Consider the following 13044-nt stretch of genomic DNA (forward strand, 5'->3'; position numbering starts at 1 on the left):
GGCTTAAACTGTGTTATATTTTAACTTATTAACTTTAATAGAAATAACCACACATGAGCATTATGATCACCGAGGTTTATACCGCGTTCAAAAAAGCAGGCGTTCCTGAAGAAGATGCCGTGCGTGCTGCCGAAGCCTTATCCAATGTCCAAACGGCCACTAAAGCCGATATTTCACTGGTTAGAAGTGATATTGTTAAGCTTGAAAAGGAGCTATTGATTACCAAATGGATGGTAGGTTTAATTTTAAGTGGCATAATCGTTCTAATACTCAAAACCTTTTTCTAACCCGGGTATATCATAAGAACTGCATTTCGCCACACATAACGCTAAGCTTGAACAGAAAACAACTCACTCAATGCCGCGGGAATTTCTGGGCGACCTTTGGCATTAACGCCGGTACCGATTACCTTGGCTTGCATCACCAGCTTGTCATCGACGCTGCGATAAATATGCTGAATAAACGCAAATTTTAAGCGTGATTCACGAACGCACTCTACCGTAATATAAAAATCATCCTGCGGCTTCAACGAGGCCTTATAATCCAGCTCCGCTCGCGTCACCACTAAATTAATGCCCTGCGCGGTAATCTGCGCAAAATTGACATTGTTCGCTAATAAAAACTCATGGCGCGCATGCTCAAGATAATTTTGATACACGCTATTGTTGACCACACCCTGAATATCACATTCATAATCACGTACCCGCATGGTTAGGATAAACATCTAGGGCGCCTCCACTAACACTTGACGCAACCAAGCACCGATCGCCTCGATTTCATCTAAACACACTTGATGTTGCATTGGATAAGCATGCCATTCCACCGCATACCCCTTCGCCGACAAATCATCCCGCGCCTTCGCCCCCAGCGCAAACGGCACCACGGGGTCTTGTTCACCATGGGCGATAAAAATCGGCATCTCGCGGTGTAAATAAAACTGCTCCACCAACGGACACCATGTGGATAAAGCCATCACGCCTGCTAAAGGATGGTCATAACTCAAACCCGCATGCAACGCAATTAAACCGCCTTGCGAAAACCCCGCCAACACAATTCTGTCACTCGCCACACCGGCCACACGCTGCTGCTCAATCAGCTTATACACCTGATGACACGACACGCGAATCCCCGCCGAATCGACATCCTCCAATATGTCCATTGAACGAATATCAAACCACGAACGCATCGCCATCCCGCCATTTATCGTCACCGGTTGCACGGGCGCATGCGGAAATACAAACCGAATCGCATGATCCGCCGGTAATCCCAAACTCGGAACAATATCCACAAAATCCGAACCATCCGCCCCCAACCCATGCAGCCAAATCACCGCTGCTTTAGCTGGACTCGACGGCTCTACAATAATCGGCATATCTTCTGCCATAATTCGTTCCTATAGTCTGATAATAAAGTCTGTTAAAATAACGCCATTTTAACGCCTCAGCTCGGAGCCTGCACATGTGTTTAAATTGGTTGCACCGTTTTTTTCAACCAGGCCTGGTCAGCCTGTGCGCCTTGGGGCTGGCGATCAGCCTAAGCGGATGTGGAAAAAAAGCACCGCTGAGTCTGCCTGATGCACAACTGACACAACCCGCCACCAACGCCTCGGCAAGTTATCATTAAAAGGAAAATCCGCTATGTTTCACTACCAAGACAACCAGCTTTTTGCCGAACAGGTTTCAATTAGCGAACTTGCTAAACAATACGGCACGCCGCTGTATGTTTATTCCCGTACCGAACTCGAAAACCGCTGGAACGACTTTGATCAAGCCTTTGGTAGCCAGCCGCACCTAGTCTGCTATGCGGTCAAAACCAACTCGAACCTCGCGGTGCTACAAACCCTAGCCCAACTCGGCTCCGGCTTTGATATCGTATCGCAAGGCGAGCTTGAACGCGTATTACGTGCCGGTGGCAACCCAAACAAAGTGGTGTTTTCCGGTGTGGCTAAAAAAGAAGTCGAAATTGAACGCGCGCTGAATGTCGGTATCCGGTGCTTTAACATTGAATCCGATGCCGAACTAGAACGCATCCAACAGGTTGCGCAACGCCTCAACAAAATCGCACCGATTTCAATCCGCGTCAACCCAGATGTCGATGCCAAAACCCACCCTTATATCTCAACCGGCTTGAAAGAAAACAAATTTGGTGTCGATATCCAAACCGCACCCGCGCTATACCAACAAGCCGCACACTGCTCACACATCAAGATTATCGGCATCGACTGCCATATCGGCTCACAGCTTACCGAAATCACCCCGTTTGTCGATGCACTCAAAAAAGTGCTACAACTCAAAAACCAACTACAAGACCTCGGTATCGAGATACACCACCTTGATCTGGGCGGCGGTTTAGGCATTCGCTACACCGACCAAACCCCACCGGCTATTCGTGACTATGTACAGGCATTATTGCAAGAACTCAACGACTCAAACATCGAAGTCATCATCGAACCGGGGCGCGCTATCGCTGGTAACGCCGGTATTTTAGTCACCGAAGTAGAATACCTCAAACCCACAGAGCACAAACACTTTGCCATTATTGATGCGGCGATGAACGACTTGATTCGCCCTGCACTCTACCAAGCCTACCAACAAATTATTGCCGTCAGCCCGCGTCAAGATGGCGTCGATGCCCACTGGGATTTAGTAGGTCCCGTTTGCGAAACTGGCGACTTTTTAGGCAAAGACCGCACACTCAACCTAAAAGCAGGCGACCTGCTCGCGGTGATGTCGGCGGGTGCTTATGGTTTCACCATGAGCTCCAACTACAACACCCGCCCCCGCGCCGCTGAAATCATGGTACAAGCCAACCAGGCCTGGTTGGTAAGACCCCGCGAAACCTACGAAGACCTAATGGGAACAGAACGCTTGATAGCGCTCTAGGCGCCTACCAAACTAAAGCCATTAAAACGATAAATTAAAAAATACCTAACACAAGATTTGCTAGGTATTTTTAATTTAAATTTTATTTAACAATAACTTAATAAGATAAACTTTACAATTTCTCAACAGGTAAACCCTAGAACGGTTAACCATACCTGATAATTAAATAAACAAAAAATTTCAATAACTTAAGTAATTTCGTAAATTAAAATGTAAAGAAATTACCTAAATTCTAACAATTGTCAATTTTTATTCAAGCAAATGCTTGTTCAAGCAATTCTCTATTAGCTTCAGACATATTTGCCATTGACGTTGACTTGAGAAGCAACTCTTGACTTAATGCCAATGGATCGCACTCATTCTCTTGCAAATTGTTTGCAGCACCCCACCAATTTTGCTCTTTACCTTTCTCTTTAGACATTTCATCCAGTCGCCTCGCAACCTGATAAGCCAAAACACCACAATTTATGTCGTGTTTTTTCGCAACCTGAAAAACAGCATTTTTTAACCATGCAATATTTCCTCGCGCACTTTTAAAACATTGGGCAACATATGACTCAGCCTCATCCCCTAATAAAATTTTAGCAGCAAAAGCATTTGCTCTTAATTCTTCATCATCTAAACGTCTTTCTTCAGAAGTTTCACTTAGCTCAATAACAGAAAATTCTTTTAAATCTGGAGATTGTGTGGCGTGATAATATTCATGCATCAGATCAAAAAGCCATTTTGATGTTTGCCTTGACTTCTGCTTCAAAACAATAACATTTCTACCATCTATTCTCCATGTTGCTCCATGAAAAGCACCTGAATCATTTAATGAAATAACAGGTATACCCAAACCCATTACATATTGAATAGCATTTGTAAAATTTACTTCACCATACTCTTGAATAATCTCATTACGAACATTTTGAGCATCATCACTCAAAGGCTTAATCTCGGACTGAATATTAGCGGCAACAATATTTGCAATAGAATACGCATACTGAGTATATGCGGTAGCATATTCTTCATTTGCAGAAGCGGGCATTTTAAACCTTGCTACCATTGAAGCATCTCTACCAATAACCAAAGGAGAATCCCCTAACAAAAACTCCTTTGACCAACCAAATATAGAGGTCAATCTCTCAACTGTTTTTTCAACCCAGGTTGAATAATCATGGACATCCACACTTCGAGGGGAAATTCTTCTCTCAACAAAGGTTTTATCCAATCCGGCATCACTCAACTTCTTCAAAAGTAGATTCTTCACCCTAGACTCTTTGGGCAGGAAAATATCTTCCGTAACTTTAAGGTCTAAAGCAGCTACTATCGAAACGAGCGTACTAAAACTCGCTGATTGATAATCAGTATTCTCATATCTTTGAATCTGCTGTTCTTTTTTTCCTAGTCTATCAGCAAGATCTTTTTGAGTTAATCCTAGTGAAATTCGTGCTCTAATTAAAGCTTTAGGTAAATCAGAAATAGTCTCGACATCTAAAATATCAAACTCACCAGATATTAACTTCTCATACTCATAAACCTCTTTTTCTAGAGTATTTTTTTGAGCAATCAGAGCATCCAGTTGAGCTTTTGCAAGTAAAGGTGATAAATCAGAACCATTTAAACGCAATTGTTCAATAACTTCTGCAAACTCAGTTATTCTTTGTTTAGTTAAAGTTAACTGTTTATTATTTTTGATCATGACAATTTCCCAATATGAATTGCAACTATCCCTTTTGGATCACCTGTATTTTTATCTGTCATAAAAAACTCGACAAACAACTTACCAGATGCACCCTCTGGGATTTCCGCTGGAAAAATATCGCCTCGATATAGAGTTTCCATATTTGCACGCCCTTGTTCTGAGAAATCAACTAACGACAAGTCCAACTTTGATTCATCAACACCCTCCAAACTCCAACAAAGATCGTAATCACCCGGTAATTCTTTCGAAGTTACAAAACTACCATCCAAATAAATTAGCTTACAGCCTGCTACTTGCAGCTTCGGAATTAGCAATTTGAGACCATCTATTAACCAAGCTCGCTTTGGGTTGTACCCATATTTTTCAATAACCTCATCAAGTGATGCTAGATGTATTCCTGGCGGTAGGTTTCCAGTATCTTCAAATTCAGGCAACATTTTTCCCAACTATTTTGTTGTGTAAATAATATTATGAGGCTTTTCTCAAATCTGTCAATCACTAATTACATTTTGATTAAAGTCAATGGACCTTTCCTATAAGATCTTTCGCACGAGATTTGATTGCATCTGTAACAGCAGAGTGACTTGAATCAACAATCATATTTAAAGCAACACTACTTAACCCTTGGCTAATAATTTTTCTAGCATTGTTGACTCTAGTTCTACTAGCAGCTTCTGCATAACCCTCTTCGTTTAGCAAAAGCTCAACAATATCCTCTACAGGTTTGTCTGAAGCAAACTCTTGGTAATACTTTACGAAACAGGTTTTTCCAACTGAATTTAAGGCGCGTTGCAAATCCATCTCCCCTCCAATCAAGCGGTAAACGCTTGGAATACTGATTCCATATTTCTTGGCTAGATCTTTAACTAAAACACCGGACTCTCGCTCTTGAGCCATTTGTTCAATTTCTTGCTCAGTGAGTTTTTTCTTCGCCCCAAACTTCACGCCTTTAGATTTAGCTTTTTCGATGCCCTCAAGTTGTCGCTCTTTCCGAATTTCTGTTTCAAACTCAGCAATGCTGGCCAGCATATTGAAGAGTAGCTTACCGGTTGGCGTTGATGTATCAATTTGCTGATCCAGAACAACAAAATCAACCGACTTCTGTTCAAGTTGGTTGGCAATTTGAGTCAGATGAAAGGTAGAACGGGCCAAACGGTCTAACTTGGTAATAACAAGGCTATCACCATCACGAAGATATTCTAAACACCTTTGCAACTGAACACGATTGGCGGTGGTGCCACTCACTTTTTCTTCAAAAATTTTTTCACAGCCATACTTCTTCAGCTTTTCTAGTTGCACGTCTAATTTTTGACCAACACTTGAAACACGAGCATATCCCACAATCGCCATTATCAAAACCTCTTAAACTTTCCGATAATTAAATTATAAGATATAAAATAATAATATAAAAGCGTTATTCTCAAAATGTATACATTATGAGAAAACTATAAGATTAGTAGAACCCACCCACACCTTTGAATTTTTCAACAAAAGCGGCAATCTTCTGAAAAACCGTTTGCTTCTGTGTTCGGTACTGTGGATTCAAGGGGCTGAGTTTTGGTAATGCCTCATTCAGCGCAGTGCCATTTTCAGAGGCATACTCTCGCTTGAGTGATGAGGCAATATAGCGTTTGGCCGCTTCTTCATTTAGCTTTTCAGCGGCAATAATGGCATCGGCTTCGCGCTTCTGTTCCGACTGGGCGAATTTGAAGAAAGCATCGATAACACTCGCCTTGTCATTGATCTCATCAAGATTTGTTTGGTTAATAAAATCAACCACCAAACTCTCTTTCGCTCTATTGCCAAGACTACCGCGAATCATACGGCGGACTTCTTCAATCAAGCCCTCCTTGCTCTTGTTCTTCTTATTATGATCAAAAATCAGTTCAAGAATGTAATCGAGGTTGATTTCTTGAGATTTAAGCAAATCCACTTCAAAGACCACATCGTCCCAATCTACCGTTGACTTACCGTTTTCTTCACCTTGTTTTTGGCGTCGTAACCAGTCGCGGGTATCATTGTAAGTAGAACGATAATCTTGGATAGCGCGCTCGCTCGGCATATCGATGGTTTGCATTGCCTCGATGTCAGCATCGTCCAGATAGTACTTTGCTTTGAACTCTTCAACGGCTTGTTGATCATTGGTATCTAAGCTTTGCAGTGCTTTTAAACCAGCAAACTCATCGTAGTTTTGCAAAATATTTTCGGCTTTTAGGTATTCACCAAAAAGCTTTGCAAATTCTTTTTTATCTTGTTCTTTTTCAATATCCTCTGGGTTCGGAAAGCGTTCTTGCAGCTCTTTAACGATATCAACAAAACCTCGACGCGCTTGGCCAGTAGCAATATCGTAAAAGCCTTCCATGTATTCTTTGTAGCTCTTCTCCAACACCACGTTTTTGGTGTTTTTGTCACCAAACAAGGTGATGGCATCAATGGTTGCCTGCTCCAAGTCCCGAAATGTAACAATATTGCCAAAGGTCTTCGTCGCATCATAAATGCGGTTAGTGCGAGAAAACGCCTGCATCAAACCGTGATAGCGCAAATTCTTATCAACAAACAAGGTGTTAAGCGTGGGCGCATCAAAGCCTGTTAAAAACATCCCCACTACTATGAGCAGATCTATTTCTTGATTCTTAACTCGCTGGGCAAGGTCACGATAATAGTTCTGAAAGCCATTACTGTCCACGCCATAGTTAGATTTAAACATGATGTTGTAATCCGTAATCGCGGCGCTCAAAAACTCTTTCGCGCTGCTATTCATAGCACTAACTTCAAAACTCTCATCTAAAATATCACCAATAGCATTCTGCTCTTCGTTGGCCGCAAAAGAGAAGATAGTTGCAATGCGCAGAGGTTTACTTGTGGGTCCATGTTTAGCCTCAGCCTGCAATGATTTAAAGGTATCATAATACGCTTTCGCCGCATCAACACTGCTGACCGCAAACATGGCGTTAAACCCTTTCGCTCCAGAATAAGCGCGATGGGTTTTCTGGTTAAAATGGCTCAGAATGTACTGCGAGATTTCACGAATCCGTATGGGATGTAAAAACGCTTGCTTATTCTCAGCGGCACTTAACTTTTTATCATCTTGTTCGGTCTCAATGCTCTTAAATTGCGGGCGAACATCGTTATAGTCCACTTTGAACTTGAGTACTTTTTCATCACGAATGGCATCGGTAATCACATAAGTGTGCAACTGCTGGCCAAACACACTGCCAGTGGTTTCAGCACCCAAGGCGTTTTCAGGGAAAATGGGCGTCCCCGTAAAGCCAAACTGGTAGTACTTTTTAAATTTCTTCTTCAGGTTTTTCTGCGCCTCACCGAACTGGCTTCGATGGCACTCATCGAAAATAAAGACAACTTGCTTGTTGTAGATAGCTAAATCGCTTTCGCTTTTGATTAAGTTGTTGAGCTTTTGGATTGTGGTGACGACAATCTTGTTATCGTCTTTATCCAGGTTGCTTTTAAGCCCTGCGGTACTGTCTGAACCGTTCACACTATCAGGCGAGAAACGCTGATACTCTTTCATGGTCTGATAATCAAGGTCTTTTCTGTCCACCACAAAAAAGACTTTATCAATACAGTCTAAATCGGTGGCCAAACGTGCCGCTTTAAAGCTAGTGAGTGTTTTGCCTGAACCCGTGGTGTGCCAAATGTATCCGCCGCTTTCGGTGTTGCTCCAATTCTTAGCGTTAAAAGCGCTCTTTATCCTCCATAAAATGCGCTCGGTAGCCGCAATCTGGTAGGGTCTCATCACGAGCAAAGTGTTACTGACATCAAATACCGAATAACGCAAGATCACTTCAAGCAACGTCTCTTTCTGGAAAAAAGTGGCGGTGAAGTCTTTTAAATCCTTGATCAGCGTATTGTCTGACTTCGCCCAGTTCATCGTGAAGTCGAAGCTGTTTTTGTCTCGCTTAGTTGTATTGGCAAAATAGCGCGTGTCGGTGCCATTAGATATCACAAACAGTTGTAAGAACTTGTACAACGAGTTCTCTGCATTAAAGCTTTCTTTGCTATAACGATGTATTTGGTTAAACGCCTCACGGATCGCCACACCACGCTTTTTCAGTTCGATTTGCACCAAAGGCAAACCATTGACCAAAATCGTCACATCGTAACGGTTTGCATGGCTTCCGATTTGTTCAAACTGTTTAATGACCTGCACCTTGTTACGAGCAATGGTCTTCTTATCGAACAGGTAGATGTTTTCGATATGGCCATCATCAAAGACAAAATCAAAGATATAGTCACTGTGTACCTTGCGGGTTTTGTCGAGAATATTGTCGCTGGGTGTGTTCAGGTACTGCTCGCAAAAGCGAGTCCACTCGGCATCAGTAAACTCGACCTTATTAAGGGCTTGTAGCTGTTTGCGCACATTCACCATCATGGCATCGGGCGTCGTTAGCGCGGGTAAATACTCATAGCCCTGGTTGCTTAAATCTTGAATCAGCTCACGCTCTAACTCACCCTCACTTTGAAAGCTCTCAGCCACTTTCCAATCTTTAACGTATCTATCCAAGACAATATAATTATTAGATTCTGCAATGCTTTTATATGTAATCATTAATCTACATCCTGTTTATTTTCGCTCACCGTGGTGTTTTCCAAAATGGGGATCGCCACGGCATGACATTATTCTTGCACTTGCCAATGGCCGGTTTTATCTGAGCCTACTCGCTTTAATTTACCTGCTTGTTGCAACTTGGTAATCGCCCTGCCAACGGTGCGAATATCTTTGCCGACTATTTCAGCCAATTGCGACCTCGTCAGTTCAGGCGTTTGCAATAGCAAATGTAAAATAACCTCTGGGGTTTTACGACTTGCAATCTGTGCGACTGGATCAACAGGTAATTTTACAGGGGCGTTTACAGGGGCATTTACAGAGGCGTTTACAGGGGCGTTTACAGGGGCGTTTACAGGGGCGTTTACAGGGGCGTTTTGTTCTAACGTTTGCTGGATAACGGACAGCATAAAATAAATAAAAGGTGTGCTGTCGGCAAGCTGATCGGCTTGTTCAAGGGCGTGATAATAGTCTTGCTGATGTTCTTTAATCACACTTTCGAGTGGCAATGATAAAAACAACGGATGCCATTTAGATAAAATCAGCGTTTGCCAAAGTCGCCCCATACGACCATTGCCATCGGCAAAGGGGTGAATAAACTCAAACTCATAATGAAATACACAACTGGCGATCAGTGGGTGGTCTTTAGTATTTTTTAACCACTGGATTAAATCAGCCATTAAACCGGATACTTGGTGCGCTGGTGGCGCGACATGATGCACTACACCGCCTTTATGAATACCCACACCTTTATTGCGAAACTCACCTGCATTTACTAATATATCGCGCATCATCAAACCATGTGCATTGAGTAAATCGTTCAGATTGCCAGGTTTAAAACTTGGCAGCGCATCATAAGTCGCAATCGCGCCTTTTACCTCAGCCAGTTCGCGCACACTCCCCAAAACCGGCTTACCCTCAACCACCGCAGTAATCTGCTCTTCGGTTAAGGTGTTGCCTTCAATCGCCAAAGTGCCAGTAATGGTTTTAATGCGGTTTTGCTTGCGCAGTTGCGGCGACGCATTCAACTGACTGGCGTTTAATTCACCGACCTGTTGGCTGATTTGCGCCACTAAATTCAAAATATCGGTGGTAATGGTAAACGGCGGTTGATAGGCCATTAAGCTGCCTCATCTGAATGAGATTTCGGGAAGCTCAACAACAGGTCACGATAATACTCGTATTGCTTTTGGCGTAACTCGATTTCGCGGGGGAGACCTTCTTGGATTGACGTTGTTAAGGTTTCGAATTTTTCTAAAATCTCTACAATTCGACTTTGCTCTGAATGAGGTGGAACTGGTATAGGAAATTTAAGAAACATAGGTCTGCGAAGCGATGTTACTGATGAGCTCACGGAAGCTTTTTGAATATAGTCGTTAAAATAAGCCGAGATATAATGGTATACGAATCTTGGGTGCATCGAGTCATCAGGTACAATGCGATAAGCTCTTTGATGTAAAGCATATTTTCCTTGAGCATAATGATAAACTTTACCCACACCTGCGCCATCACCAGCGGTAATAATTGCTGTTTCGTCAAAGTCAAAAGTATTTAGTTTTAAAGGCTCACGACCACGGGCATAAAATATATACTCTCCATTTTCAATTGCATCTCTGGTATCATGCTTGCCCGTTCCAATTTCAGCAATTTCGCCTAACGTCATCCACGCAACTTCACCCTCTTCAAAGCTCAACAACTGGTCGCGGTAGTAGTTGTATTGTTTTTTCCGCATGTTAAGCTCGGCGGTCAGCTCGGCGGTCAGCTCGGCGGTCATGGCAGTAAATGCGTCCAGAATGCGCACTATTTCAGCTTGTATTGCCAGCGATTTTTCTGGGTTATCTGGGCATGGGATAGGGATTTGGTAATTTAAAATCGCAGCTTTATTCCCACGTGGCATTTTTGCGCCTTTAGCATGCTGCATGTTGTAAGAGAAAAAATCGTCTGACGACAAAAGGTAGTAGAGATAATCAGAGCTTACTATTTTCTTGAAGTTTTCTAATATGCGTACAGCGAGCACATCACCACTACAGCCACCTGAATAGGTCGCCTTCCAAACTTTCTTGAGGTATGGGCGGATATTGCCTAGTAGGATGTCTCCCAATTCATATGCGGTCAAACGCTCCGTGTTAGGCATATAAGTCGCGTCGACACGACCGCCTTTGTTAGCAACAAGGTTATCTACCCCAACAAAGGACGATGCACATAGACAAGACGCATCCACTCGCGTTTGGGAATACTCTGCTACATCGCCCAGAGCTTTCCACTCAACCTCAGCCCCATCCAGCAGTTTTTTCATGTAGCTCAAATGACTCATGCTTCAAGCTCCTCACCTTCAATTTCCGCCACAATGGCGTTAATATCACTGCGAAGCGCATCAATTTTAGCAACGGTGATTTTAAGTTCGGCATTAAGCTCTGTAATGTCCACTAACTCGCGGTTGTCTTTCGCTTCTACATAACTGCTAACCGATAGGTTGTAGTTGTATTTATCACTTGCTATATCTTCCAACTCAACGGATTTGGCAAAATGCTCTACGTTTTCTTTACTGGCAAACACCTTGATGATTTGCTCAATATGCTCGTTAGTTAGCGTGTTGTTATTGGTTTCTTTTTTAAACAAACCGCTGGCATCAATAAACTGGGTGGTGGTGTCGGTTTTGTGTTTAGACAACACTAAAATATTCACCGCAATGGTAGTGCCAAAGAACAAATTTGGTGCCAATGAAATCACGGTTTCAACATAGTTATTATCAACCAAGTACTGGCGAATTTTTTGCTCAGCACCACCACGGTAAAAAATACCGGGGAAGCAAACAATCGCCGCACGACCTTTGCTTGATAGGTAACTGAGCGCATGTAGCACAAAGGCAAAGTCGGCTTTTGATTTAGGCGCAAGCACACCAGCGGGCGCAAAGCGGTCGTCGTTGATTAAGGTTGGGTCGTCATTACCAATCCATTTCACTGAATAAGGCGGGTTAGAGACAATGGCATCAAACGGTTTGTCATCTAAAAAGTGGGGTTCAGTTAAGGTATCGCCCAACTGAATATTAAACTTGTCGTAGTTTATGTTGTGCAAAAACATATTCATACGCGCCAAGTTGTAGGTGGTGTGATTGAGCTCTTGTCCAAAAAAACCATCCTCAATGATATGCGCATCAAAGTGCTTTTTAGCTTGTAAGAGCAACGAGCCCGAACCCGCCGCAGGGTCATAGATTTTATTCACACTGGTCTGGCCGTGCATGGCCAGCTGTGCGATCAATTTTGAAACATGCTGAGGCGTAAAAAATTCGCCACCGGATTTACCCGCATTAGCGGCATAGTTTGAAATCAGGAACTCATAAGCATCACCGAATAAATCAATTTGGTTGTCTTCAAAATTACCGAAGGTTAAACCTGCTACGCCTTTTAAAACAGCAGCTAGGCGTTTGTTTTTTGTCTCTACCGTGTTACCCAGACGATTACTGGTCGTATCAAAATCTGCAAACAAGCCTTTGATGTCTTTTTCTGAATCATAGCCATTGGCTGAGTTTTCGATTGCAGCAAAAATAGCGGCCAAATCCGTATTTAAATTTTCATTCTTGTGCGCATTGGCCGCCACATTGCTAAACAACTGGCTAGGGTAAAGAAAATAGCCTTTGGTTTTAATGGCATCTTCTTTAGCAAACTTGATGTTTTCGTCATCGTCAGACATGGCCGCATAATTAACGCTCTCATCACCGCCAGTGATGTAGTTGACAAAGTTTTCACTGATAAAACGATAGAACAGCGTACCCAGTACATATTGTTTAAAATCCCAGCCATCCACTGAGCCGCGCACATCGTTGGCAATCGCCCATATTTGGCGTTGAAGTTCGGCTCGTTGTTGTAAACTTGTCATTTGTTAATTCCTGTTTTCTGCTTAATTTTTTATAC

General features: G+C 42.8%; 12 protein-coding genes. 3 read left to right on the forward strand and 9 right to left on the reverse strand.

Translation table 11 applies throughout. The annotated features are described in order from the left end of the window. Positions 1-53 precede the first annotated feature (53 nt). Positions 54-287: a hypothetical protein gene (locus tag NA59_RS07100; protein WP_044410187.1), complete on the forward strand. Its 234-nt coding sequence runs from the start codon at positions 54-56 to the stop codon at positions 285-287. A 41-nt stretch (positions 288-328) separates the two neighbouring features. Here the strand turns inward: NA59_RS07100 and NA59_RS07105 are convergent, their stop codons facing one another. Beyond that, positions 329-724 carry an acyl-CoA thioesterase gene (locus tag NA59_RS07105; RefSeq protein WP_044410190.1) on the reverse strand — a complete coding sequence of 132 codons (396 nt, stop codon included), beginning with the start codon at positions 722-724 and terminating at the stop codon, positions 329-331. Then, positions 725-1384: an alpha/beta hydrolase gene (locus tag NA59_RS07110; RefSeq protein ID WP_044410194.1), complete on the reverse strand. Its 660-nt coding sequence runs from the start codon at positions 1382-1384 to the stop codon at positions 725-727. A gap of 74 nt (positions 1385-1458) precedes the next feature. On the opposite strand from NA59_RS07110, the gene NA59_RS15085 reads away from it, so the two are divergent. Together NA59_RS15085 and lysA are read left to right on the forward strand one after the other, a co-directional pair. Further along, positions 1459-1623: an LptM family lipoprotein gene (locus NA59_RS15085; RefSeq protein ID WP_157792565.1), complete on the forward strand. Its 165-nt coding sequence runs from the start codon at positions 1459-1461 to the stop codon at positions 1621-1623. 14 nt (positions 1624-1637) lie between these two features. Further along, entirely contained in the window at positions 1638-2882 is a 1245-nt protein-coding gene (gene lysA / locus NA59_RS07115) for a diaminopimelate decarboxylase (RefSeq protein ID WP_044410197.1), read from the forward strand. 253 nt (positions 2883-3135) lie between these two features. On the opposite strand, the gene NA59_RS07120 is transcribed toward lysA, so the two are convergent. The 7 genes from NA59_RS07120 to NA59_RS07150 form a co-directional block, all read right to left on the reverse strand. Next, positions 3136-4566 carry an XRE family transcriptional regulator gene (locus NA59_RS07120; protein ID WP_044410200.1) on the reverse strand — a complete coding sequence of 477 codons (1431 nt, stop codon included), beginning with the start codon at positions 4564-4566 and terminating at the stop codon, positions 3136-3138. After that, on the reverse strand, positions 4563-5003 hold the full coding sequence (locus tag NA59_RS07125; protein ID WP_232504053.1) for a DUF6932 family protein: 441 nt from the start codon (positions 5001-5003) through the stop codon (positions 4563-4565). The genes NA59_RS07120 and NA59_RS07125 overlap by 4 nt, the downstream gene beginning before the upstream one ends. Positions 5004-5088: 85 nt before the next feature. Then, positions 5089-5919: a recombinase family protein gene (locus tag NA59_RS07130; RefSeq protein ID WP_083945005.1), complete on the reverse strand. Its 831-nt coding sequence runs from the start codon at positions 5917-5919 to the stop codon at positions 5089-5091. Positions 5920-6022: 103 nt separating this feature from the next. Further along, entirely contained in the window at positions 6023-9136 is a 3114-nt protein-coding gene (locus tag NA59_RS07135; RefSeq protein ID WP_044410206.1) for an HsdR family type I site-specific deoxyribonuclease, read from the reverse strand. 68 nt (positions 9137-9204) lie between these two features. After that, positions 9205-10254: a Fic family protein gene (locus tag NA59_RS07140; protein ID WP_044410209.1), complete on the reverse strand. Its 1050-nt coding sequence runs from the start codon at positions 10252-10254 to the stop codon at positions 9205-9207. Continuing rightward, positions 10254-11447 (reverse strand): restriction endonuclease subunit S, encoded by a 1194-nt coding sequence (locus tag NA59_RS07145; RefSeq protein ID WP_044410212.1) that lies wholly within the window; start codon positions 11445-11447, stop codon positions 10254-10256. Before NA59_RS07145 ends, NA59_RS07140 begins: the two co-directional genes overlap by 1 nt. Further along, positions 11444-13009, reverse strand: a complete 1566-nt coding sequence (locus NA59_RS07150; RefSeq protein WP_044410215.1) for a type I restriction-modification system subunit M — start codon at positions 13007-13009, stop codon at positions 11444-11446. The genes NA59_RS07145 and NA59_RS07150 overlap by 4 nt, the downstream gene beginning before the upstream one ends. Positions 13010-13044: the final 35 nt, after the last annotated feature.

Origin of the sequence: Thiomicrospira microaerophila (assembly GCF_000934765.1) — a bacterium.
Taxonomy (GTDB): domain Bacteria; phylum Pseudomonadota; class Gammaproteobacteria; order Thiomicrospirales; family Thiomicrospiraceae; genus Thiomicrospira; species Thiomicrospira microaerophila.

Excerpts from the sequence above, each read along its gene's own strand:
- lysA (WP_044410197.1), top strand. The coding sequence starts at position 1,638 with ATGTTTCACTACCAAGACAACCAGCTTTTTGCCGAACAGGTTTCAATT.
- NA59_RS07150 (WP_044410215.1), bottom strand. The coding sequence starts at position 13,009 with ATGACAAGTTTACAACAACGAGCCGAACTTCAACGCCAAATATGGGCG.
- NA59_RS07140 (WP_044410209.1), bottom strand. The coding sequence starts at position 10,254 with ATGGCCTATCAACCGCCGTTTACCATTACCACCGATATTTTGAATTTA.
- NA59_RS07110 (WP_044410194.1), bottom strand. The coding sequence starts at position 1,384 with ATGGCAGAAGATATGCCGATTATTGTAGAGCCGTCGAGTCCAGCTAAA.
- NA59_RS07120 (WP_044410200.1), bottom strand. The coding sequence starts at position 4,566 with ATGATCAAAAATAATAAACAGTTAACTTTAACTAAACAAAGAATAACT.
- NA59_RS15085 (WP_157792565.1), top strand. The coding sequence starts at position 1,459 with ATGTGTTTAAATTGGTTGCACCGTTTTTTTCAACCAGGCCTGGTCAGC.
- NA59_RS07130 (WP_083945005.1), bottom strand. The coding sequence starts at position 5,919 with ATGGCGATTGTGGGATATGCTCGTGTTTCAAGTGTTGGTCAAAAATTA.
- NA59_RS07135 (WP_044410206.1), bottom strand. The coding sequence starts at position 9,136 with ATGATTACATATAAAAGCATTGCAGAATCTAATAATTATATTGTCTTG.
- NA59_RS07100 (WP_044410187.1), top strand. The coding sequence starts at position 54 with ATGAGCATTATGATCACCGAGGTTTATACCGCGTTCAAAAAAGCAGGC.
- NA59_RS07105 (WP_044410190.1), bottom strand. The coding sequence starts at position 724 with ATGTTTATCCTAACCATGCGGGTACGTGATTATGAATGTGATATTCAG.
- NA59_RS07145 (WP_044410212.1), bottom strand. The coding sequence starts at position 11,447 with ATGAGTCATTTGAGCTACATGAAAAAACTGCTGGATGGGGCTGAGGTT.